Below are 23,404 nucleotides of genomic sequence, written 5' to 3' on the forward strand. Positions count from 1 at the left end.
CTGCACGTGCGTTTCGCGGTCCTGTTCAGCGCCGTCGCCGTCATGCCCGCCGTTCTCGTGGTCGCCTTTTCGGCGATCTTTCTCAACGTCGGCATCCAGGGCTGGTTCGGCGAACGAGTTTCCACCGCCCTCAACGCCTCGACCACGGTCGCGCGCGCCTATCTGCAGGAGCACCGCAACACCATCCGCGGCGACGCGCTCGCCATCGCCGCCGACCTCAACGACAACGCCGCCCGGCTGGCCCAACAACCCGCGGCGATCCGGGATTTGCTGTCCTACGCCGCCCAACAGCGCACGCTCGCCGAGGCGGTGGTGATGGACGGGCTCGGGCGCGTGGTGGCGCGTTCGGCCCTGTCGCTGTCGCTGGAGTTCGACCGCGTGCCGACGGACGCGATCGACGCCGCGCGCCTCGGCGAGGTGGTGGTCCTGACCGGCGACCAGGACGACCGGGTGCGCGCCCTGGTTCGCTTGGCGCGCTTCGTCGATGCTTATCTGCTGGTCGGCCGTTTCGTCGACTCGCGCATCATCGACCACATCCAGCGGGTCGAGCGCGCGGTGTCCCAATACCAGGCGACGCAGCGGGAAAGCCGCGGTATCCAGATCAGCTTCGTCGCCATGTTCGTGCTGGTGGCGGTGCTGCTGTTGCTCGCGGCGGTATGGATCGGACTCACGCTGGCGACCCAAATGGCGGAGCCGATCGTCAAGCTGATCGACGCGGCCGAACGGGTAGGCGAGGGCGATCTCACGGCACGAGTGGACGCGCGCGGCAGCGGCGACGAGGTGGCGCGCCTCGGCCGCGCGTTCAACCGGATGACGAGTCAGATCGAGAACCAACGCCTGGGTTTGATCGAGGCCAACCGCCAGATCGACGAACGCCGCCGCTTCACCGAGGCCGTTCTTACCGGCGTCAGCGCCGGGGTGATCGGCCTCGATGCCGCCGGCGCGATCAATCTGCCCAACCGTTCGGCCGCCGACCTGCTCGGCGTCGACCTCACGACCAAAATCGGCTCGCCCTTGCGCGCGCTCGTGCCGGAAATGATCCCGCTGCTCGACGAGGCCGCCGCCCGGCCCGAACGTCTGGTGCAGGGCCAGATTCGCTTTACCCGCCAGGGGCAGACGCGCACCCTGCACGTGCGCGTCTCGGCCGAGCGCGTCGGCGGGAACGTGATCGGTTACGTCGTCACTTTCGACGACGTAACCGATCTGCTGTCGGCGCAGCGCACCGCCGCCTGGGCCGACGTGGCCCGCCGCATCGCCCACGAGATCAAGAACCCGCTCACGCCGATCCAACTGTCGGCCGAGCGGCTCAAGCGCAAGTACCTCAAGGAAATCGCGACCGATCCGGACACATTCGCGACCTGCACCGAGACCATCATCCGCCAGGTCGAGGATATCGGCCGGATGGTGGACGAATTCTCGACCTTCGCGCGCATGCCGCAGCCCTCGCTCAAACCCGAGAACCTGAGCGAAATCTGCCGCCAAGCGATTTTTCTCGAGCGCGCGCGGCACCCGACGATCGACTACATTCTCGAGTTGCCCCCGGCCGACGTGCCCTTGTTCTGCGACGTCCGCCAAGTCAGCCGCGCGATCGTCAACGTCCTCAAGAACGGCGCCGAGGCGGTCGAGGCCGCGGGGGAAAAAAATGGCGAAGAACACAAGGGTTGGGTGCGCCTCAAGCTCACGCCCGGCGATCCGGCCCGCGGGCTTGCCACCATCGTCGCGGTCGAGGACAACGGCATCGGCCTACCCGCCGACCAGCGCGATCGGCTGACCGAACCTTATGTGACGACGCGCACCAAAGGCACCGGCCTCGGTCTCGCCATCGTCCGCAAGATCATGGAAGATCATAACGGCGAAATCTTGCTCGACGACCGCGAGGGCGGTGGCGCGCGGATTTCGCTGGTGTTCAGGGGCGCGACCGCCAGGGAAAAGGAGCCGGCTGCCGCCGTCGGCGGCCGCCCGCTCGCGCGCATTCCCGCAGGCGAGGCCGCCGTATCCGCCAAGAGTACCTGAGGATCAACGTTCGCCATGGCGCATGACATCCTGATCGTCGACGACGAAGCCGATATCCGGACCCTGGTCGCGGGCATCCTGGAAGACGAGGGCTACCGGGTACGCGAAGCGGCCACCAGCGCCGCCGCCTTGCAGAGCATCGGATCGCGCCGGCCGAGTCTGCTGCTGCTCGACATCTGGCTGCAGGGCAGCGACCTGGACGGGCTCGGCATATTGAGGGAAGTCAAGCGCGAGCACCCGACGGTGCCGGTGCTGATGATGAGCGGTCACGGCACCATCGAAATCGCCGTTTCGGCCATCAAGCTCGGCGCCTACGACTTCATCGAAAAGCCGTTCAAGGCCGACCGCCTGCTGGTGGCGGTGGAGCGCGCGATCGAGGCCGCCCGGCTCCGGCGCGAGGTCGAAGAGCTGCGCCTGCGCGCCGGCGCCGAAACCGAACTGATCGGCCAATCGGCCGCCATCCGCGAAGTGCTGCAGGCGATCGACCGCGTGGCCCCCGCCAACAGCCGCGTCCTCATCACCGGCCCGGCCGGATCGGGAAAGGAAGTGGCGGCGCGCATGATCCACGCCCGTTCGCGCCGCTCGGGCGGCCCGTTCGTGGTTCTTAACTGCGCCACGCTCAGGCCGGAACACTTCGAAGAGGAGCTTTTCGGCGTCGAGGGCGGCGCCACCGGCGCGGCCGATTCCGCGGGCCAGCGCCGGCACGGCATCCTCGAGCGCGCCCACACCGGCACCTTGCTGCTCGACGAGGTCGCCGATATGCCGCTCGAAACCCAGGGCAAGATCGTCCGCGTTCTCCAGGAGCAGATTTTCCGTCGCGTCGGCGGGCAGACCGCCGTCGAGGTCGACGCGCGGGTTTTCGCGACCTCCACCCGCGACCTCGGCGAAGAGGTCAAGGCGGGCCGAATGCGCGAGGATCTGTTCTACCGCCTCAATGTCGTGCCCGTGGCGCTGCCGGCGCTCCGCGCCCGCCGCAGCGATATTCCGATTCTCGCCCGTCATTTCATGGCCCGCGCCGCGGGCGCGTCCGGACAACCGCCGCGCGACTTCGCCGAGGACGCCGTCGCCGTGCTCCAGTCCTACGATTGGCCGGGCAACGTGCGCGAACTGCGCAACATCGTCGAACGGCTGCTGATTCTGGCGCCGGGCGGAGCCGCCCAACCCATCCGCGCCGAGAACATCCCCGCCGAGATCGGCGCGGCCGCGTCGATGGCCGCCGGCTTGGACCGAAGCGGGGAGATCATGGGCCTGCCGTTGCGCGAAGCGCGCGAGAATTTCGAGCGGGAATATCTTCTCGCCCAGATCGCCCGCTTCGGGGGTAATATCTCGCGCACCGCGGCGTTCGTCGGCATGGAACGCTCGGCGCTCCATCGCAAGCTCCGCTCGCTCGGCGTCAACACCGAAGAAAAGCAGCCGTCATGAAAGTCATCGTTTGCGGCGCCGGTCAGGTCGGCTTCAACATCGCCCGTCATCTGGCGAAGGAAAACAATTCGGTCACCGTCATCGACCAGATGCCCGACCTGATCCGCCGGGTCAGCGAAACCCTCGACGTCCAGGGCATCGTCGGCCACGCCTCCAATCCCGAAGTGCTGGAAGAAGCCGGCGTCAAGGACGCGGATATGATCATCGCCGTCACCTACGCCGACGAGGTGAACATGGTCGCCTGCCAGGTCGCGCACTCGCTGTTCGGGGTGCCGACCAAGATCGCCCGCGTCCGCCAGCAGAGCTACCTGCAGCCGTTCTACGCCAATTTGTTTTCGCCCGATCACATGCCGATCGACGTGGTGATCTCGCCCGAAATCGAGGTCGCCCGTTCGATCGCGCGGCGCCTCAAGGTCCCCGGCGCGATCGAGATGATCCCGCTCGCCGGCGACATGATCCGCCTGATCGGGGTGCGCTGCACGGATACGTGCCCTATCCTTAACACGCCGCTCCGCCAGCTCACGCAATTGTTCCCCGACCTCAACATCGTCATCGTCGGCATCATCCGGGAAGGGAAGGCGATGGTGCCGGCCGCCGACGATTCCATGCTGCCCGGCGACGAGGTCTATTTCGTCGTCGAAACCGCCAAAATCGCGCGCGCCATGGGCGCGTTCGGCCACGAGGAAAGCGAAACCCGCCGCCTGCTTATTTTCGGCGGCGGCAACGTCGGCATGTTCCTGGCCCAGGAAATCGAACGCGACCATCCCTGGATGCGGACCAAGATCGTCGAGGCCAGCCCCGAGCGCGCCGAACGCGCCGCCGGCATGCTGGAACGCACGGTCGTGTTGCGCGGGGACGTGCTCGATTCCGAGATCCTGGAAGAAGCCGGCGTCGGCACGGCGGAAACCGTCGTCGCCGTCACCAACAACGACGAAACCAACATCCTGTCGTGCCTGCTCGCCAAGAGCCGGGGCAAGGCGCGCACCATCGCGCTGGTCAACAAGCTGGCGTTCGAACCGCTGGTGATGACTCTCGGCATCGACGTGGTGGTGGTGCCGCGCATCATCACGGTGTCGAGCATCCTGCAATACGTCCGGCGCGGACGCATCCACGCTGCCCATGCTTTGCGCGAGGGATTCGGCGAACTGATCGAAGCGGAAGCGATGGAAACCTCGCCGCTCGTCGAATCGCCGCTCAAGGACGCGAAGATTCCCCAAGGCGTCCTCATCGGCGCGATCGTGCGCGACGGGACCATGATCTATCCGCGCGCGACCACCGTCATCAAACCCAAGGACCGTGTCATTCTGTTCGCCGCCGCCGAATCCGTGCGCAAGGTCGAGCAGATGTTTTCGGTTCAGCTCGAATTCTTCTGATTCTCCCGCGGCGCGTTCACCCATGATCCGTTCCCTCACGCGGCCGCGCGCCGTCCTGCTCGATTGGGACAACACCCTGGTCGACAGCTGGGCGACCATCGCCGACGCCCTCAACCTGACGCTTGCCACCTTCGGCCACGCGCCGTGGACGAAGGACGAAGTGAAAACCCGCGTGCGCAAGTCGATGCGCGACAGTTTTCCCAAGCTGTTCGGCGACCAATGGGAAGCGGCCGGCCGGGTGTTCTACGAACGCTACAACCGGATCCACGTCGAAAAACTGACGCCGATCGCCGGCGCCGCCGAGGCGATCGCCGAACTCGCCGGCGCCGGGATTTATCTCGCCGTGATCAGCAACAAGAAGGGCGAATTCCTGCGCCGCGAGGCCGAACACCTCGGCTGGGCGCGTCACTTCGGCCGCCTGGTCGGCGCGCTCGACGCCGCGCGCGACAAGCCCGCGCCCGAACCGGTGCTGCTGGCCCTCGAGGGCAGCGGGATCGCCCCGGGCGCCGACGTCTGGATCGCGGGCGATGCCGATATCGACCTGGAATGCGCGCGCAATGCCGGTTGCGTGCCGATCCTGGTGCGCGAACACCCCCCGGAAGCGGGCGAATTTCCAAGCCATCCTCCGGCCCGGCATTTCGCCGACTGCCGGGCACTTTCCAAAGCCCTGGAATCGCTCTAATCTTCCCGTTCCGCCGGAAGGCGGGACCCGGAAGTTCACAAACGCCCGGCCGAAATCTCCAGGGAGCGGCCGACGCCTCATGATCCTCGCCTCGGGGGCATTGCCTGCGAAGGCGGGACCGGACGATCCGGATCGGGGACGTCCGCAAAACGCGCAAAACACAACGAACAAGGGGGCTCGACCGCATGTCACCCGAAAAAGAAAAGTCGCAGAACGTCCAAGATGTTTTTCTCAATCACATCCGCAAGAACAAGACGCCGGTCACGGTGTTTCTCGTCAACGGCGTGAAGTTGCAAGGCATCATCACTTGGTTCGACAATTTCTCGGTGCTGCTGCGCCGCGACGGCCATACCCAGCTCGTCTACAAGCACGCCATTTCGACCGTGATGCCGACCGGCCCGATCCAGTTGTTCGAGCCCGACAAGAACGAAAGCGCCGAGCCGCAGGGCTGATCGTGCCGCAGGTTTCGCGTTGAACGTCCCCGTTTTACCCGGACGCGAAGGGAGTTACGGCGCGCGCGGCCAGGCGTGCCTGATCGTGCATCCGCACCGGCACGCGCCCGCGCGCGAAAACGGCGCCGATCGCGACCCCGACGCGCGCTTGGCCGAAGCCGTCCGTCTCGCCCACGCCATCAACCTCGACGTCCGCCACGCCGAAATCGTCAATCTCGGCCGCCACGTGCCCGCGACCTTGTTCGGCCGCGGCACGGTCGAGCGCATCGGCCAAATCGTGTTGCCGGGGCATATTGAACGAGACCAACCCGCCAAGGGCGAAAAGAAGTCGTCCAAGCAAGCACGCCAGGAACGCCGCAAGGCCCCGCACGAGGAGCCCACCGTCGCGCTCGCCGTGGTCAACGCGCCGCTCACGCCGGTGCAGCAGCGCAACCTGGAGCGCGCCTGGAAATGCAAGGTCATCGACCGCACCGGCCTGATTCTCGAGATCTTCGGCGCGCGCGCACGCACCCGCGAAGGCCAGCTTCAGGTGGAACTCGCCGCGCTGACGTACCAGAGGAGCCGCCTGGTGCGCAGTTGGACCCACCTCGAACGCCAGCGCGGCGGCTTCGGCTTCCTCGGCGGCCCCGGCGAAACCCAGATCGAGACCGACCGCCGCCTGATCGGGGATCGCATCGTGCGCCTTAAGCGCGAGCTCGACGCCGTGAAACGGACCCGCCACCTGCATCGCGCCGCGCGCAAGCGGGTGCCGTACCCGGTGGTCGCCCTGGTCGGCTACACCAACGCCGGCAAATCGACCCTGTTCAACGCGCTGACCCGCGCCGACGTGACCGCGCGCGATCAATTGTTCGCCACCTTGGATCCGACTATGCGCGGTCTTGCGCTGCCCTCGGGGCGCACGGCGATCCTGTCCGACACGGTCGGATTCATCTCCGATCTGCCACACGAGCTGGTCAACGCCTTCCATGCGACCCTCGAAGAAGTGCGCGAGGCCGACGCCCTGGTGCACGTGCGCGACGCCGCCCACGGCGAAAGCGAGGCGCAGAAGCAAGATGTGCTTATGGTGCTGAAGGAAATCGGGCGCGCAAACCACATAGGGGGCGAGGAGAGTGACGATATCATCGAAGCCCTCAACAAGATCGATCTGCTCTCGCCCGAGGATCGCGAGGCCCTGCGCGCGCGCCTGGCCCGCACCAATGCCGCTCAGGTCGCGGTTTCGGCGGTCACGGGGGAGGGCATATCCGAACTGCTCGCCCTTCTCGACCAGCGGCTGTCGGCGGCATTCGCGCTGGAGGAGATCACGCTCGCGCCCCAGGACGGCGCCGACCTCGCGTGGCTTTATGCTCACGGGGAGGTGGTCGAGCGCCGCGATTTCGAGGACGCCATCCGCTTGAAGGTTCGCCTCGACCCCGAGCACGCGGCGCGCTTCCGAAGACGGCGGCGACCGTCGCCATGAGCGCGCCGGATCGTCCGTCCGCACCGGCCGCCGCGCGGCGGTGGGAACCGGAGATGGACTCCACGGTCGCCCACTACGATCGCGTGGCCGAGCGTTTCCGGGCGCGCACCCTCGACCACGACGTCAGCCAGAACATTCAAGCCCTGATCGAGGCGATCGAGGACACGCCGCCGTTCGCCATCCTCGACCTCGGCTGCGGGCCGGGACGGGATCTCGCCCATTTTCGTTCCCTCGGGCACGAACCGGTGGGGCTCGACGGATCGAAAGAATTCGCGGCCATGGCCCGCGCCCATTCCGGTTGCGAGGTGCTGCACCAGGATTTCCTGGCCATGCGCCTGCCGGCCGCGCGTTTCCATGGGGTGTTCGCCAACGCCTCGCTGTTTCACGTGCCGACCGCGGAATTGCCCCGGGTTCTCGGCGAATTGCGCGACGCCCTGAAGGATCGCGGCGTGCTTTTCTGCTCGAACCCGCACGGCGACAATTCCGAGGGCATGGACGGCGACCGCTATTGCTGCTTTCTCGACCTCGACACCTGGCGCCGCTATGTCACCGCCGCCGGTTTCGTGGAGTTGAAGCACTACTACCGCCCGACCGGATTGCCGCGCGACCAGCAGCCCTGGCTCGCGACCGTGTGGCGGAAGGCGTAAGAGCGGGCCGATCAACCGTCCAACCGCCGAACCGCTTCCGCCAAGGATACGACCTTGAACGTCGGATCGTGCGCCGACGCGCGATGGTCGTAGATGCTGCGATAGAGCGAACACGACCGGCAGACGGCCGGAAAACGCCCGGCCTCGTGATCCTCCACGATCCGACGGAATCTGGGGTTCGACCAGGAGATAATTTCGCGCAGCGGCCGCTCGGCCAAGTGCCCGAGGCGAAGGGTGCCGTCCACGTCGCGGCAGGCGCAGGCGTGCACGGTGCCGTCGGCCATCACCTGCGGGGTGGCGAATAAAAACGTGCATGCGCCGCGATGGTATACGCCCCGCCCGTCGATCAGACGGATACCGAGGCCGGCCACATCGGCCTCCGTGATGGTGCCGCCCCAGGTATCGAAATCCTCCGCGATCGACAGGCTCGCGCCCCGGTCGCGCGCGAGCGCGCGCATGATCTCGGTCATCGGCGTGTCGGGCAGTTTGTCCAGGCTCGTGCCGCCGACGGTGCGAATGTTGAAATGCAGTCCGCCCGCAAGCCGCATCGCGCCGGAAACTTCGTGGAGAATCCCGAGGTTGGCGATCAGCCGGTCGTATTGGCGCGCCGATTTGCCGGTAACGCGGGCGAACGTGTCCGGATCGCAGCCGTAGACGCTGATGAACATGGCGTGCAGCTTGGCGAAGCGGGGCAGGGCGCGGATGGTGTCTTCGCGCGCGAGGATGAAGTTGGTGTAGAACAAAAATCGCCGGATGACCGGGCTCGATTCCAGGATCTCGAATTTCGCCAAGCAGCCGGGATCGGCGAACAAGTCGCCGAGCATCGGCGTCAGGCAGACCGACTCGTAACCCATGGCTTCGGCCTGGCCGATCACGTCGCGGAAGGATTTGGCGTCCATCAGCGCGGACGGTCCATGCGGGTCGTAGGCGCAAAAACGACAGGTCAGATTGCATCGCTGCGAGGTCTCGACGAACAGCTCCCGGCGCGGCACCGGCGCGAAGCTGCGCCCGCGCAGGCGGTTGAGGGTGATGACCGCCAGATTGCCGAGGTTCCGGCGCAGGGTGCGGAGGTTAAAGCGCATGTCTTTCAAGGGGCTGCGGTGTTCGACCACGCGTCCTTACTCTAGCATGGCCGCCGAAAAAGCCGGCGCGATGGGACTTTACCGTCCGGCCTTCTACTAGTAGAATAATCGCCCTTCATCGTCATTGGGCTTCCGTGCCCCCGAGGATGCCATGGCCAGCGCCGAAACCCAGCGCAAGTGGCGAAGCAAGCACCGTTTCGTCAAGCGCCAGTTGAACGTCACCGCGCGCAAGCGCGTGCACCAGAACCTCGACGGCTTCGCCGGCCTGTTCGGCCTGCGCGGCAAGGCGGAGGCCGTGACCTTCGCCTGCTTCGTGACCGAGGCCCTGATCCAGCGCGCCGATTACAGCGCCGATGCCGCCCGCATGCTCGACGACATCCGCAATGCCTACCACCGCGACCGCGACATGCTGTCGCCCTGAAGCTCTCGCGTGAACCCGTTCCCCATTCCCGATCCCGCGCGCGTCGCGGCCGCCTTGCGCGCGACCGCCGCCGCCGAGGTGCTGCCACGGTTCGGCCGGCTCGCCCCCGCCGACGTCGCCGAAAAGCGCCCGGGCGAAACCGTGACCACGGCCGACACCGCGGCCGAGGCGATGCTCGCCCGCCTGCTCGCCGAAATCGTTCCGGCAGCGGTGGTGGGCGAGGAGGGAATCGAAACCGACCCCCGGCTGCTCGACCGGCTCGGCTCGCTCGATCCCTTGTGGATCGTCGATCCGGTCGACGGCACCGATAACTTCGCCAAGGGCGACCGGCGCTTCGGCATGATCGTCGCCTTCGCGCACCGGGGCAAAACCCTCGCGGGGTGGATCCTCGATCCGCTCGAGGATCGCCTGGTATGGGCGGCCAAGGGCGAGGGCGCCTGGATGAACGGAACCCGCCTTGCCGCAAGCCGCCCGGCGCCGGTGGCGGAACTTACCGGCACCGCCGGGCCGCGGGCGCGCGAACGTCTGGAAAGCCGACGCAAGATGGGTGCGAAGGGCCTGCCGCGAACGGTCGCGCGCTACGGCACCATCGCCCTCGAATACCTCGACCTCGCACGGGGCGAAATCGCCTACATGCGCTGCGTCGGGCGCCTGAAGCCCTGGGACCACGCCGCCGGCGTCCTGATCCACGCCGAGGCCGGGGGCTATTCGCAACTCGCCGACGGCGAGGGGGCCTACCGGCTCGCCAAGCCGCGCGCGAAGGACGGAACCCTGCTGCTCGCCCCCGACCGCGCCTCGTGGGAGGCTCTTCACATGGTTTTTTAAACTTTAGTAAAGTTGTTGCAACTATGGGGAGAATAAACGAATAAAAATATCCCCAATGGGGAGCGGAAGGTATGCGACGACACGTTGTCAACAGAGCGATCGCGCGCGCAGCGAGTATCGTTTTTGCGTGCGGACTGCTGTGGAGTTGCGCGAGCACGGAGATGGATGCCGAATCTCTCATCGGCGACCCCACCAACGTTCTTGGCTACAACGAAGACACAAAATCCTTTTGTTTGGATTTTAAGGAGTCTCCGCCTAAAGGCACATCCGGGGACAAAAAATTTCTGATCGAGTTTTTCAGTAGCGCCACCTGTGCTAACACCCGTAACCATCGGGATATTCTCAAATATCATGCGCTTGAAATCGATAAACGCGGCGTTACGGTTAATGATGACCCCTATCCCGGAAAGAAAGGCGAAGATTATTTCGCAAAAAGAATTGGAGATATTCTACACGGATTCGCCGAATACAAAAAAGAATGGTCCAAGATCAAGTTTCTCAATCCCAATCTTCCCGATGCCAAACTTTTGATTTTCGCTCACGGCGGATTGAACAGCCGCCGCGTGGCACATGAACAAGTTGTTGAGCAAACCGCTTTGTTGCGCGCGGATGGGTACTATCCCATCTTTCTGATTTGGCGGACAAGCGCGCTCGAGACGTATTGGGAACAAGTCGCGCACGTCCGAACGGGCGAAGTAGAAGACTCTCCGAGCCTAACGACGCCGCTTTACATTACCGGTGATTTTGGTCAGGGCGTGGCACGCGCCCCCGTGAACTTCAAAAATCAAGTCAAGCGCTTTTGGCGCTCGGAAATCGATCGGGACAAAGAATTCGTAATTGACAAGGATGCGGCAGTTGGAAACAGCGCCAATAAGGAATCCCTATATTACAATGTGACTTTATCCAAAAATTTCACGAACGAGCGGGAAATCACTACCGAAAGCGCGCTGGAGGATGCCCTTTACGCCGCGCTCATGCCGGCACGCATAGCCACTACTTTTTTTGTCGATCCGCTTGGCACGACGGCCTGGGAAAACATGGTACGGCGCGCCATGACCGGCATTCATTCGGCAAACGAATTCAAAGTCTGCGATGGCAAGGAGGGTAACCCGGCCGACGAGAAACTTTGCGAGCGGCTCAAGTCGGATCGAAAAAACTATCCCCACGGCACAGGAGGTTTCTCGAAGCTGTTCCAAACGCTGGAATCCTGCATGACGCCCGAGCAGGACGCGCCATCTTCGAACCAGGCCGGCGGCGCGGCCGTGAACAAAGGCGCAGCCCGACCGCGCCCTCCATGCACGTTAAAAGCCGAGCAGAAAGCCGCCCTGCAAAAGGGCGTCAAGGTCACTTTGGTCGGCCACAGCATGGGCACGATCGTGTTCAATCAACTGGCTAGTCTTTATTCCGATATTCCCTATGAAAAGATTATTTACATGGCGGCGGCGGCCAATATTCGCCACTTCACGAACGCGATCACGCCCTTGATGCGAAGCAACCCGGGTTTGTCCGTCCACAGCCTCATGCTCCATCCCCTGGCCGAAAGCCGCGAACGGTTCGGCGGAGGCATCGCGCCGAGCGGTTCTCTGCTCGAATGGATCGACGAGATGTACGAGCCGTCGGTGACACCACTCGACCGCACTCTCGGGAAATGGCGCAACGTGCGCCTCGCCAAACATATCTTCGAGGAAGATATCAGAGATAAAATCCATTTTAAAATTTTCGGCTTTTCCAATGCTGATCCCACCAAGCACGGCGACTTCAACGATACCAGGTTCCTATACTGGCGATCTGAATTCTGGTGCGATGGCTTACGGTCGAATTCCGATTCTTCTTCCTGCAACATAGGAGAACTGCGATGATCCGATTAATTGTTGTCCATCTGCTAACCGCAGCAATACTTATTTTTTTCACGCCTGAATCGGCTTTCGGAAGCAGCTATCAAGAAGAGTTTAAAATCCACACGTTTATTTTTGACACACGGGAAGATGAGTTAATCCATAATAAAATGCCCCTGATTCAGGAAAGCGTGGATAAGACTCTTGCTGATTTTTCCCAATCCTCCGATAAACCAATCATGATTTATGTCCATGGACGAGGGAACGAGCCTAAGAAGTCCATTAACTATAGAACCGATTGTGAAATTGGCACTGATTACAGTGTGAATTTTCTGATGTTCAACTGGGATTCTTTCTGTCCGATCTGTCGGCCCGTGTCACGGGCGGAGCGGGCGGCGCCCGATTTACTTAAACTGTTGATCTGGGTTTCCGAATTCAAAAATAAGCAAAAACCTAAAAATCGATTCGTCTTGCTAGCTCACAGTATGGGTACCATCGTGCTGGAGGCTATGACGGAAATCAGAGGCTGGGAGGAAGCACTTGCGTTTTCAGAGAACAGACTTTTTGATACCGTTGTTCTGACTGGAGCGGATGCTGATGAGCGAGGGCATGCTGAATGGGTTGGGAAATTAAACAGGCTTTCTGATCGAATCTTCATTACGGTTAACGAAAACGATGGGATTCTTGATTGGTCCGAGGGGTGGTTTGCTCGACGACTTGGCAAGCGTTTCCCCGAAAAATCATCAGTTGCCTCAAATGCGAACTATGTTGTTCTAACAGGATTGATCGACGACACACACAGAGTGTTTCCAAAATCAAATCAACATAAGCAGGAAAACGTTTGCAAATTTTTCGATGCTGTCCTGACCGGAAGTAATGTCAATCTTCCCGACCTTTCGGAGACATCCAAGCCGCCAGAATATGCCCCCAATGTGTACAAACTGAAAAAATCAAAGGCTAAACCATCATCATGTTTTAAACCGCAGCCTGGTCATTGTTCCATTTCGTACGACGATACGACGCATAAATAATTCACCGTCGATGCAACAAACGCTCGAGCATGTCATGCTTTCGCGCCGGCGAATACTCTCGGCGGCCGCTTCGGTCGGACTATTTGCCGGACTGCCCGGATGTGCTGCGGCGCTATGCCCGCCCGTGAAACAACGCCAAGAGGATATTAAGTCTTGTTGGCGGCAGGGCCTGACTTCAAGGCTGGACGCCGTCACCGATAGGAACGCCGATGGCCCGAGCGGAGGACACATGCTTCTCCTCGGGGACAAGGCCCGGCGCATGATCCGAATCGATCGGAACAATCCTGGCAATACGTGGACCGACATTCTGAAGGATCCAAGCGACGCCGCCGCTATTCGCGGCTTGCTATGGGCTTCGAGCCAAGCCGTCCGCCAGGAACTCTTCGATAGCCTAACTTGGAATTTTGGCGCACCGGTTGCCCGCGCTTTTCTCTATGAAGGCCCGACCCATCTTGAAAAAGAATCCGATTTTTTCGCCGACACGTTCGGTGAGGATATCGTGTCGCGGGCGCAAATGGTCTTGCTCCAGCGCCAATATTCCCTCTCTCAGGTCCGATGCACGACAACCATCGCCTGGGACAAGGAAAAAGGGCAAATGGTTCATTTTCGTAGTCTCGATTGGGCCCCCATGACCAGGGAACTCGCGGCAGCGACTCGAATTCTCAATTTTGAGGGAGCGACGCCAGGGGAAAATTTCTCCGCTGCCGGCATTCTCGGCATGGTCGGATTGCTCACTGCTGTCCGCAAAAATGGATTTTCCGTCGTCATCAATTACACACCCACGAACAGAGGCGTTCCCTTGGGTGCCGCGGACCCGACCTTCATGCTGCGTGAACTGATGGAGAACCCCCATATTGCCAACTATAGACAGGCGGTTACGGCCGTTGAGACCTGGAAAGATACTGTTGCACCAGTCTTCATCAGCCTATGTGGGGTCGATGAAGGGGATGGATGTATTATCGAGTTTGGCCGCGAGAAGGATGGAACAGCCATGGCCAGGACGATCCGCATGAGCGAAACGGGGCTCTCCCATCTCGTCGGCACCAATCATTATCGGCCGGGCACGTCTTTATCCGAATGGAATTGCCGCCTCTCGCCATCCCCCGAGGGACCGGGTGTGAATTGGGACCGTTTCGAACTCACCGAAACGTCTTGGGCCAGACAGGAGTTCGTAATGCAAGCACTCAAACACCACGAGGGTAGCCAAAAGACCCTTGAGGAAACCCTGGTTGAAGCCTATTCGAAAGCCCCCGTTTGGAATTGCGAGACCTTCCAGTGGGCGATGATGACGCCGAAAACGGGGGATATCAAAGTCTGGGCGCGCCGTTGACATGCGGCTAACCCCCGACCGCGCCTCGTGGGAATCCCTTTCCGCCGCGTTCGCCGCCCTCTAAAATCGCCTTTCCTTCGGGGCCGCTTCCGCGCCCCAAATCCAAGGAGTTCGACATCCCATGAGCGCGAAGAAAGCCGCATGGATCGGGCTTGGCAACATGGGCTACCCCATGGCCGGGCACCTGCACAAGGCGGGCTGGAACGTCACCGTCTACAACCGCTCCCGGGCCAAGGCCGAAGCCTGGGCCAAGGAATACGGCGGAAGTCCTGCCGCGACTCCGGCAGAGGCGGCCAAGGGCGCGGATTTCGTCGGGATCTGCGTCGGCAACGACGACGATTTGCGCGCCGTGGTATTCGGGCCCCAGGGTGCACTGGCCGGTACGAAGAAGGGCGCGGTGCTGGCCGACCACACCACCGCGTCGGCGGCCGTGGCGCGCGAGATCGCGGCCAAGGCCAAGGCGGCCGGGGTGTCGTTCCTGGACGCGCCCGTTTCCGGCGGGCAGGAGGGCGCCAAAAAAGGCATTCTCACCATCATGGTGGGCGGCGACGCTAAGGCGTTTTCGAGGGCCGAACCGGCGATGAAATCCTACGGCCGCGCCGTCACCCTGATGGGCCCGGCCGGGTCAGGCCAGCTCACCAAGATGGTCAACCAGATCTGCTGCGTGGGCGCGATCCAGGCGCTGGCGGAAGCCATGAACTTCGCTGCCCGCGCCGGGCTCGACGGGCACAAGGTGGTCGACACCATCTCCAAGGGCGCGGCGCAAAGCTGGCAGATGGAAAACCGCGGCAAGACCATGCTGGACAGCAAGTTCGACTTCGGCTTCGCGGTCGATTGGATGCGCAAGGACCTGGGCATCGTGCTAGAGGAAGCCCGCCTGAACGGCGCAACCGTGCCGGCGACCGCCTTGATCGCCGATTTCCTCTCGCGCCTGCAGGCGCGCGGCGAGGGACGGCTCGATAACACCGCTCTCATCCGGCTTCTCACCCATCCGTAAGGCCCGATCATGACCGCACAACAACCCGCGTCCCAACCGGCGCCGAAGCGCGCCGCCAACCCGGTCAAGGCCGCCTTCATCGGCCTCGGCGTCATGGGCTATCCCATGGCCGGGCACCTGCAGCGCGCCGGCCATGCCGTCACCGTCTACAACCGCACCCAGGCCAAGGCCCGCGCCTGGGCCAAGGAATACGGCGGCGCCTGGAAACCGACCCCGGCCGAAGCCGCCAAGGGCGCCGACGTGGTCTGCGTCTGCGTCGGCAACGACGACGATCTCCGGAGCGTCGTCTACGGCGCCCAGGGCATCCTCGCCGGCATGCGACCGGGGGCGATTTTCGTCGATCACACCACGGCGTCCGCCAACGTCGCCCGCGAAATCGAGGCCGAAGCCAAAAAGCGCAACATCGGCTTTCTCGACGCGCCCGTTTCGGGCGGCCAGGCGGGCGCGGTCAATGGCGCGCTGACGATCATGGTCGGGGGCGATGCCGCCACTTTCGCCAAGGCCGAGCCGGTGATCCAAGCCTATGCCCGCGCGGTCACGCTGCTCGGGCCGGCGGGCGCCGGGCAGCTCACCAAGATGGTCAACCAGATCTGCATCGCGGGGCTGGTGCAGGGCCTTTCCGAAGGGCTCGCGTTCGCGGAAATGGCCGGGCTCGACGCCGCCCGGGTGGTGGAGGTCATCTCCAAGGGCGCGGCGCAAAGCTGGCAGATGGACAACCGCGCCAAGACCATGCTCGCCGACAAGTTCGACTTCGGCTTCGCGGTCGATTGGATGCGCAAGGATCTCGGCATTTGTCTCGACGAGGCCCGGCGCAACGGCGCGCTGTTGCCATTGACCAGCTTGGTCAACCAGTTCTACGGCCGGGTCCAAAGCCTGGGGGGAAACCGCTACGACACGTCGAGCCTGATCAAGCTGCTCGCGCGCAAGCTCCCAGCCGCGACGTCCCCGGCCAAGGCCAAAAAATCCAAGACGAAAGGTAAATCTACTAGTAGACCTAAGCGCAAGGCGCGGTCGCGGCGGAAGTAGGGGCGGCGGCATCGCAGGGCGACCCCTATCTGAGGGCTATGGTCAGCTTGGGCGGGTTCTGGAAGCCCGCGACCTTCCAGGTGTAGGTCTTGAAATTCGGGCCCTTTTTCGGATTGTCGGCGACCGACGTCGCGTTGTGGGCCACCACCTTGGCGTCGGTGTAGACGCGGAGTTCGCCCTCGGTGCCGAGGGAGAGGGCGGCGACGCGGTCGATATTCTCCTTGGTCAGCGAGGCGCCGTAGATCGACACCAGCCCAGTGGTGTCGGCATAGCTGACCGTCAGCATGGCCGCGTTGCGCCGGATGAAGGTCACCATCTTGACCCGGGTCAGGTCGCCCTGATCCTGCCACTTGACCCGGAAAATCCCCCGGCGGTGGTACTGGATGTCCTTGGTTCCCCGGTCGCGCTTGAAGTCCGCCTTGATCGTCTCGACCTTCTGTTCCTCCTCCCGGCCTCCGACCTTCTGCTTGAAGAGGGCCTCGTAGAGGGGGAGATCGACGATGTAGCCGTCGAACTCGATGCCGTAATGGCCGGTCCGCCGCACCTCGATCTCGGCGTCGAAACGGACGGGCAGATAGCAGCTGCCGGCGAGCAGGGCGAGCGCCACGATCGCCGGCAGCCGGCGAAGGCCGGCGAGGCGAGGGCGGGCAAAACGGGCGGGTGCCGCGGCCTGGGGGTTCATGGTGGTCAGGGCTATTCTAGCTCCTCCCGCCGCCCTTGGCCGGGTCGGATTTCTTGGCTTGCTGCCAAAGGGTTTCCATCTCGTCGAGGCTGGCCTGTTCGGGCTTGCGGCCGGATTGGGCGAGGAGCGCCTCCATGGCCCGGAACCGGCGCTCGAACTTGGCGTTGGCGTGGCGGAGCGCCGATTCGGGGTCGAGGTCGAGCCGGCGGGCGAGGTTGACGCAAACGAACAGGAGGTCGCCGACCTCGTCCATAAGCCGCTCGCGGGGGGCGCCGGACTCGATTTCGGCCTCCATCTCGGCGGTTTCCTCGCGGAGCTTCTCGAGGATGCGGACCGCCTCGGTCCAATCGAATCCGACCCGGGCCGCCCGCTGCTGGAGCTTCAGGGCCCGCATCAGGGCGGGAAGGCCGACCGCGACCCCATCCAGGGCACTAGCGGGAGCGCTGGCGGGGCCGTTGGTCCGGCGGCGCTCCTCGGCCTTCAGGTTCTCCCAGTTGCGGGTCTGGTCGGCGGAGTCTTTTACCTTCGCGTCCCCGAACACATGGGGGTGACGGCGGACCATCTTGGCGTTGATCGCGTCGATCACGTCCGCGACCGAAAAGCGTCCGGCTTCCTCGGCCATGCGGGCATGAAAGACCACCTGGAGGAGGAGGTCGCCGAGCTCGTCCTTGAGACCCTCCAGGTCGCCCCGGTCGATGGCGTCGGCGACCTCGTAGGCTTCCTCGACCGTATAGGGCGCGATGGTGGCGAAGGTCTGTTCCAGGTCCCACGGGCAGCCACCGTCGGGATCGCGGAGCCTAGCCATGATGGCCACCAGCCGGTCGAACTTATCGCTCGCTTTACCGGCCATCGGACCTCCCGAACGGCGACCGGCCACGAGGGGGAAGGACGGAGCCGATCCGAACGCCGACCCGCCGCCCGCGCCATCCTAAAGTCGCATAATGTATATTATGATAAATCATAGGTGCTATTTTCGATCAATGCGTTAGCGGCGAAGCCGCGTGTAACAACGAGGTTCACGGAACTTCGACGATCATGCCGTCGTAGGCGACTTCGACCGGCGCCACCCTCTTCTCAAGGGTCGCGTGATCGAGGGCGACGCTGAGGTGGGTCAGGATCGCCCGCCGGGGCTTTACCTGGGCGATCCATTCGAGCGCCCGGTCGACATGGGCGTGGGTCGGGTGCGGCGCCGCCCCGAAGCTGGAGACGATCCAGGCCTCGACTCCGTTAAGGGTCCGGTAAGCTTCCTCGGTCATATTGACGAGGTCGGTCGAGAAGCCGATCGGCCCGAACCGGAACCCGAGGGTGCGCGAAAACCCGTGGTCCTGGTCGAAGGGCATGACCTCGATCGACCCCACCCGGAAGGGTCTTCCGGGAACGATCTCATGGGGGTCGATGCAGGGCTTATAGAAATTCGTCGAACCGTGCCGCAGCGGCGCCACCACGTACCCGAACCGCTCGCCGATCACCTTGAGGGTGGCGGCGTCGGCGTACGCGGGTATGCGCGCGTCCATGGCCCGGTTGAGCGCCCGCAAGTCGTCGATCCCGTGCAGGTGGTCGGCGTGGGCGTGGGTGTAGAGCACCGCGTCGATCCGGCTCACGCCTTCCCGCAGCAGCTGCTCGCGCAGGTCCGGCGACGTGTCCACCAGGATGCGGGTCTCGCCCTCCTCGACCATAATCGAGGGTCGAAGCCGCCGGTTCTTGGGCTCGGCCGGGTCGCACGCCCCCCAGCCGACCCCCACCCCGGGAGTCCCCGTCGATGATCCGGTGCCCAAAAACGTTATTTTCATTACTTCCTCGCCTTGCCGAAGAGCCGGAAAAAGTTGGCAGTGGTGGCTTCCGCGAACGCCTCCGCCGCGAGCCCGCGGTCCTCGGCCAGCCGGGCGGCGGTCAGCGCCGTGAAGGCGGGCTCGTTGCGCTTGCCCCGGTTGGGATGGGGCGCGAGATAGGGCGCATCGGTTTCCACCAGCAGCCGGTCCAAGGGCACCTTGGCCGCGACCGCGCGCACCTCGTCCGCTTTCTTGAAGGTCACGATCCCGGAAAAGGAGATGTAGAGGCCGAGGGCAAGCGCTCCCTCCGCCAGTTCCCAGCCGGAACTGAAGCAGTGCAAGAGCCCCGCGAACGGCCCTTGCCGGTATTCGTCCCTGAGCACGCGGAGGGTGTCCTGATCCGCGTCCCGGGAATGGACCACCAGCGGCAGACCCGCATCCCTCGCCGCCGCGATATGGGCCCGGAACGAGTGTTCCTGGTCGGCCTTGGGGCTGTGCTCGTAATAGAAATCGAGGCCGGTTTCCCCGAACCCGACCACCTTGGGATGATCGGCGAGGCGGGCGAGTTCGTCCGCGACCTTTTCGGGGGCGTCCTTGGCCCAGTCCTTAGCCTCGTGTGGGTGGATACCGACGGTGCAGTAGACGTTGGCGAAGCGTTCCGCCACCGCCCGCACGCCGGCAAACCGGTCGAGCCGCGTGCCGATGGTCAGCATCGTCCCCACCCCCGCTTCTCCCGCGCGGGCAACGACCGCGTCCAAATCCGGGGCGAACTCGGGGAAGTCGAGATGGCAATGGCTGTCGACGAGCATCGCACCCCCTTTCCTAGAAGCTCGATCCCGGCTCGGCCAGGAACGCGATTTCCTCGGGCGTCGAGGCGCGCCCAAGCGCCGCGTTGCGGTGGGGATAGCGGCCGAAGCGGTCGATAATCGCCTTGTGCTTCTCCGCCCAGCCCAACAAGGACTTGTCGGCGAGTCTGGCAAAACAGCGAATCGACAATTCCTGATCGCGTGGGTCTTCCGAATGCTCGAAGGGCAAATAGAGGAATGTCTTTTCCCGGTCGTCGAGTTGGCCGTCGAAACCCCGATCCACGACCCGGCGCGCCAGATCCCGGGCCTTGGCGTCGCAGGCGAAGGCCTGGGCGCTGTCGCGGTACATGTTGCGGGAAAATTGGTCGAGCACGATGATCAGCGCGAGCGCGCCCCTGGGCGTTTCGGCCCAGGAATCGAGTTCGCCGCGCGTGGCGCGCGCGTGCAGCGCGCCGAAACGCCGGCTGATCTCGGCGTCGAAGGCCGGGTTCTTCGCGAACCAGTCCTTGGACCTATGCTCCTCGAACCAGAAGGCGAGAACGGCGCCAGCATCGGCGGAGAGGGAGTTTTCGGTCATTATTCCCCCCACCCCAACCCTCCCCCGCAAGGGGGGAGGGAGAATTTAAATGAATCCCCCCTCCCCTTGCGGGAGGGGGTTAGGGGGAGGAGGGCCGCAGTAATCGCGGTCATGACTTCCCCTTCCCGCCCGGCCCCTTAAAGGGGGCTGACGTCACCGTCGGCCGGCCGAAGGCCTCGGCGGAAGGGATGCCTCCCGCATCCAATATGAAGCGCGGGAACACCCCTTGCGGCGCAGGCAGAGCCGTTCCCGGCTTGAGTTCGCGCCCGGGCGCGAGGGCATCGAACGCGCGCGCCTCCGCCGGCACCGCGAGCTGGTCGAGAAGCCTGCCCGAGGATTCCGGCATCAGGGGCTGGGTCAGGATCGCGAGCTTGCGCACGGTTTCCGCGAGCACGTAGAGAACGGTTCCCATCCGCGCCGGATCTTCCTTGGCCAGCTTCCACGGCGCCTGATGATCCACATAGGCGTTGGCGGCGCGGATCACCACCCAAAGCGCCTCGATCGCCTCGTGGAACGCCTGGACGTCCATCGCCGCGCGGAGTTTCACCAGAAGCCCCTCGCCCGCTTCGAGCAAGGCATGGTCTTCTTTCGTGCGCTCGGCGCGCGCAAGCCCGCCGCTTGGCTCCGGCACCTGGCCGGCGCAGTTCTTGCCGATCATCGAAAGAACCCGCTGGGCCAGGTTGCCGTAGTCGTTGGCGAGCTCGCCGTTCATGCGGTTGATCATGGCTTTGCGCGAAAAATCGCCGTCGTTGCCGAACGGCACCTCGCGCAGCAGGAAATAACGCACCGGATCGAGGCCGAATTCCTCGATCAGCCTGAACGGATCGATGACGTTGCCGACCGACTTGGAAATCTTTTGGCCCTCGTTGGTCCACCAGCCGTGGGCGAACACGCGCTTCGGCGGCCTGACGTCGGCGGCCATCAGAAACGCCGGCCAAAAAACCGCGTGAAAGCGAAGGATATCCTTGCCGACCATGTGCAGATCGGCGGGCCAATAGCGCCCGAGCGGATCGCCGGCGAAATCGGGATAGCCGACGGCGGTGATGTAGTTGGTCAGCGCGTCGAGCCACACGTACATGATGTGCGCGGGATCGCCCGGCACCGGAATGCCCCAGCGAAACGAGGTGCGCGAAACGGACAGATCCTGCAGCCCGGACTTGACGAAGCTCACCACCTCGTTGCGGCGACTGAGCGGCAGGATGAAGCCCGGATTAGCCTCGTAGAAATCGAGCAACGGCTTTTGCCAGGCGGAGAGCCGGAAGAAATAGCTCGGCTCCTCCACCCATTCGACCGGCGCGCCGGAGGGAGCAAGTTTCTTCCCGTCCGGGCTCGCCGTCAGCTCGCTTTCGTCGTAGAACGCCTCGTCCCGCACCGCGTACCAGCCCTTGTAGGCGCCGAGATAGACGTGGCCGTTGGCCTTCAGTTTCTCCCACAGCGCCTGACAGGAACGGAGGTGCCGCGCCTCGGTGGTGCGGATGAAATCGTCGTTGGAAAAGTTCATGGCCCGGCAAAGGGCGCGGAAGTTCTCCGACACCTTGTCGGTGAAGGGTTTCGGCTCCATCCCCGCGTCGCGGGCGGATTTCTCCACCTTTTGGCCGTGCTCGTCGGTGCCGGTGAGGAAGCGCACGTCGAAGCCGTCGAGGCGCTTGAAGCGCGCGAGCACGTCGCACGCGAGCGACGTGTAGGCGTGCCCGATGTGGGGCACGTCGTTGACGTAATAGATCGGAGTCGTGACGTAGAACGTGCGCGCGGTCATCGTCTGCGGTTCCTTATCGCGGGCCCGGACCATAAAGCATTCGTCGCGCGCTTGTCGCGCGCCGATGCGATCCCTGCGCGACAAAAGCCCGGATCGGGACGGTATTCGGACGGGATTCGCGCAAGCGAATCGGAACCAACTCGTTGATTCGCCCGCAAACCCGCGTCCGAGAAATCGTTTTTGTCGTCAAATCTCATCATTTGTCGCCATCCGTCGCTATATCCATCGCATGTCTTCGCGCGGGGAAACGCCGCGCTCGTTGTGGGGCGCCCCAGACCTTGTCACCGGTCCCGGTTGCGTTAATTTTAGCGAGTTGATAGGCTATATATCCTATTATATGTATTAAGTCAATATTTTTCTGAAATTACGGAAATTAGTCTTTAACAGGCATGCATTGATTTGGTTTTAATCGTTTATTATCATTCTTAATCTTTTTGATTAAATATGATTCAACCGAGGCTGATCAATGGATAGCAAGGTCCTGACCGCCCATGTACCAATCGAGCTCGCGAACAAAGTCGACCAGATGGCCGCGCGCCTGGAACGCTCGCGGGCCTGGATCGTGAAGCAGGCGCTCGCCGCCTGGATCGACCAGGAAGAAGAGCGCCGCCGCCTCACCCTCGAAGCGCTCGCCGACGTGGACGCGGGCCGCGTCGCCGACCATCGCGCCGCGCGGGCATGGGCGGAAAGTCTCGATTCCGATAAACCGCTGCCGCCCCGCTGATGGAATTGAAGTGGACGCAGGCGGCGCTCGCCGACCTCGCGCGACTCTATGAATTCCTCGCCCCGGCCGATCGGCGGGCGGCGGCACGTCTCGTGCAAGCGCTCGTCTCCGCGCCGGAGACTCTGCTCGCGCATCCGCGCCTTGGCGAGAAATTGGAAGAATTCGCACCCAGGGAGGTGCGGCGCATCCTCGCCGGGCCTTACGAAATTCGTTACGAGGTCCGGGACGCGACGATTTTCGTCCTCAGGGTCTGGCATACGCGCGAGGAGCGGTAGGACGTTCGGTCAGGTCTGATCGACCCCGCCCTCGTCCCGACCCTGCCCCTCCCCGTGCCCATGCCGGTGGTGCAGGTCCGGGTAATGGGCGTGGCGGTGGACCAGCCGTTCGTGCCGGTGGCGGTGGCTGTGGGGCTCGTGACATTGCAAACACATCTGGCAAGCGCCTCAGGTATCGTCAACCTAGTAGCGCCTGACTTCCGCCGCAAGGCCGCGAGAATGT

23 protein-coding genes and 1 pseudogene are annotated in these 23,404 nt (G+C 63.6%); 16 read left to right on the forward strand and 8 right to left on the reverse strand.

What is annotated here, in order from left to right:
- The 7 genes from FJ311_07695 to FJ311_07725 all read left to right on the forward strand — a co-directional run.
- A partial coding sequence (locus FJ311_07695; protein ID MBM3951322.1) for a PAS domain-containing sensor histidine kinase occupies window positions 1–2,013 on the forward strand: 2,013 nt, incomplete at its 5' end.
- Between the two features lie 15 nt (window positions 2,014–2,028).
- Window positions 2,029–3,435 (forward strand): sigma-54-dependent Fis family transcriptional regulator, encoded by a 1,407-nt coding sequence (locus FJ311_07700; protein MBM3951323.1) that lies wholly within the window; start codon window positions 2,029–2,031, stop codon window positions 3,433–3,435.
- Window positions 3,432–4,808, forward strand: a complete 1,377-nt coding sequence (gene trkA, locus FJ311_07705) for a Trk system potassium transporter TrkA (protein ID MBM3951324.1) — start codon at window positions 3,432–3,434, stop codon at window positions 4,806–4,808. Before FJ311_07700 ends, trkA begins: the two co-directional genes overlap by 4 nt.
- A 22-nt stretch (window positions 4,809–4,830) precedes the next feature.
- The gene (locus tag FJ311_07710) at window positions 4,831–5,490 is read left to right on the forward strand and encodes an HAD family hydrolase (protein MBM3951325.1); all 660 of its coding nucleotides are present in this window, start codon (window positions 4,831–4,833) and stop codon (window positions 5,488–5,490) included.
- A gap of 185 nt (window positions 5,491–5,675) precedes the next feature.
- The gene (hfq, locus tag FJ311_07715) at window positions 5,676–5,942 is read left to right on the forward strand and encodes an RNA chaperone Hfq (GenBank protein ID MBM3951326.1); all 267 of its coding nucleotides are present in this window, start codon (window positions 5,676–5,678) and stop codon (window positions 5,940–5,942) included.
- Window positions 5,943–6,024: 82 nt separating this feature from the next.
- On the forward strand, window positions 6,025–7,398 hold the full coding sequence (gene hflX / locus FJ311_07720) for a GTPase HflX (protein ID MBM3951327.1): 1,374 nt from the start codon (window positions 6,025–6,027) through the stop codon (window positions 7,396–7,398).
- The gene (locus FJ311_07725; GenBank protein MBM3951328.1) at window positions 7,395–8,045 is read left to right on the forward strand and encodes a methyltransferase domain-containing protein; all 651 of its coding nucleotides are present in this window, start codon (window positions 7,395–7,397) and stop codon (window positions 8,043–8,045) included. The genes hflX and FJ311_07725 overlap by 4 nt, the downstream gene beginning before the upstream one ends.
- Before the next feature lie 11 nt (window positions 8,046–8,056).
- Here FJ311_07725 and FJ311_07730 read toward each other — a convergent pair whose 3' ends face one another.
- A complete protein-coding gene (locus FJ311_07730; GenBank protein MBM3951329.1) occupies window positions 8,057–9,157 on the reverse strand; it encodes a radical SAM/SPASM domain-containing protein in 1,101 nt (366 codons plus the stop codon).
- Window positions 9,158–9,278: 121 nt separating this feature from the next.
- Between FJ311_07730 and FJ311_07735 the strand changes: the two genes are divergently transcribed.
- The 7 genes from FJ311_07735 (at window position 9,279) to FJ311_07765 (ending at window position 16,592) form a co-directional block, all read left to right on the forward strand.
- A complete protein-coding gene (locus FJ311_07735) occupies window positions 9,279–9,548 on the forward strand; it encodes a hypothetical protein (protein ID MBM3951330.1) in 270 nt (89 codons plus the stop codon).
- Between the two features lie 24 nt (window positions 9,549–9,572).
- A complete protein-coding gene (locus tag FJ311_07740; protein MBM3951331.1) occupies window positions 9,573–10,373 on the forward strand; it encodes an inositol monophosphatase in 801 nt (266 codons plus the stop codon).
- Between the two features lie 161 nt (window positions 10,374–10,534).
- Window positions 10,535–12,232 (forward strand): hypothetical protein, encoded by a 1,698-nt coding sequence (locus FJ311_07745; protein MBM3951332.1) that lies wholly within the window; start codon window positions 10,535–10,537, stop codon window positions 12,230–12,232.
- A complete protein-coding gene (locus FJ311_07750; GenBank protein ID MBM3951333.1) occupies window positions 12,229–13,239 on the forward strand; it encodes an alpha/beta hydrolase in 1,011 nt (336 codons plus the stop codon). The genes FJ311_07745 and FJ311_07750 overlap by 4 nt, the downstream gene beginning before the upstream one ends.
- A gap of 259 nt (window positions 13,240–13,498) precedes the next feature.
- On the forward strand, window positions 13,499–14,569 hold the full coding sequence (locus tag FJ311_07755) for a hypothetical protein (protein ID MBM3951334.1): 1,071 nt from the start codon (window positions 13,499–13,501) through the stop codon (window positions 14,567–14,569).
- A 121-nt stretch (window positions 14,570–14,690) separates the two neighbouring features.
- Window positions 14,691–15,566, forward strand: a complete 876-nt coding sequence (locus tag FJ311_07760; protein ID MBM3951335.1) for an NAD(P)-dependent oxidoreductase — start codon at window positions 14,691–14,693, stop codon at window positions 15,564–15,566.
- A gap of 9 nt (window positions 15,567–15,575) precedes the next feature.
- Complete coding sequence (locus tag FJ311_07765) at window positions 15,576–16,592, forward strand: NAD(P)-dependent oxidoreductase (GenBank protein ID MBM3951336.1); 1,017 nt, start codon at window positions 15,576–15,578, stop codon at window positions 16,590–16,592.
- 25 nt (window positions 16,593–16,617) lie between these two features.
- Here the strand turns inward: FJ311_07765 and FJ311_07770 are convergent, their stop codons facing one another.
- The 6 genes from FJ311_07770 to FJ311_07795 all read right to left on the reverse strand — a co-directional run bounded on the left by FJ311_07770 (window position 16,618) and on the right by FJ311_07795 (window position 22,182).
- Complete coding sequence (locus FJ311_07770) at window positions 16,618–17,274, reverse strand: hypothetical protein (protein ID MBM3951337.1); 657 nt, start codon at window positions 17,272–17,274, stop codon at window positions 16,618–16,620.
- A 16-nt stretch (window positions 17,275–17,290) separates the two neighbouring features.
- A complete protein-coding gene (mazG, locus tag FJ311_07775) occupies window positions 17,291–18,124 on the reverse strand; it encodes a nucleoside triphosphate pyrophosphohydrolase (GenBank protein ID MBM3951338.1) in 834 nt (277 codons plus the stop codon).
- Window positions 18,125–18,290: 166 nt separating this feature from the next.
- Window positions 18,291–19,064: an MBL fold metallo-hydrolase gene (locus FJ311_07780; protein MBM3951339.1), complete on the reverse strand. Its 774-nt coding sequence runs from the start codon at window positions 19,062–19,064 to the stop codon at window positions 18,291–18,293.
- Window positions 19,064–19,852 (reverse strand): TatD family deoxyribonuclease, encoded by a 789-nt coding sequence (locus FJ311_07785; GenBank protein ID MBM3951340.1) that lies wholly within the window; start codon window positions 19,850–19,852, stop codon window positions 19,064–19,066. The genes FJ311_07780 and FJ311_07785 overlap by 1 nt, the downstream gene beginning before the upstream one ends.
- A 13-nt stretch (window positions 19,853–19,865) precedes the next feature.
- The gene (locus FJ311_07790) at window positions 19,866–20,426 is read right to left on the reverse strand and encodes a DUF924 domain-containing protein (protein ID MBM3951341.1); all 561 of its coding nucleotides are present in this window, start codon (window positions 20,424–20,426) and stop codon (window positions 19,866–19,868) included.
- Between the two features lie 109 nt (window positions 20,427–20,535).
- On the reverse strand, window positions 20,536–22,182 hold the full coding sequence (locus tag FJ311_07795; protein MBM3951342.1) for a methionine--tRNA ligase: 1,647 nt from the start codon (window positions 22,180–22,182) through the stop codon (window positions 20,536–20,538).
- Between the two features lie 466 nt (window positions 22,183–22,648).
- Between FJ311_07795 and FJ311_07800 the strand changes: the two genes are divergently transcribed.
- A complete protein-coding gene (locus tag FJ311_07800; GenBank protein ID MBM3951343.1) occupies window positions 22,649–22,906 on the forward strand; it encodes a ribbon-helix-helix protein, CopG family in 258 nt (85 codons plus the stop codon).
- On the forward strand, window positions 22,906–23,181 hold the full coding sequence (locus tag FJ311_07805) for a type II toxin-antitoxin system RelE/ParE family toxin (protein ID MBM3951344.1): 276 nt from the start codon (window positions 22,906–22,908) through the stop codon (window positions 23,179–23,181). Before FJ311_07800 ends, FJ311_07805 begins: the two co-directional genes overlap by 1 nt.
- A 9-nt stretch (window positions 23,182–23,190) precedes the next feature.
- Here FJ311_07805 and FJ311_07810 read toward each other — a convergent pair.
- Window positions 23,191–23,319: pseudogene (locus tag FJ311_07810) on the reverse strand (EamA family transporter).
- Between the last annotated feature and the right edge of the window lie 85 nt (window positions 23,320–23,404).

The organism is Rhodospirillales bacterium (assembly GCA_016872535.1).
Taxonomy (GTDB): domain Bacteria; phylum Pseudomonadota; class Alphaproteobacteria; order Rhodospirillales; family 2-12-FULL-67-15; genus 2-12-FULL-67-15.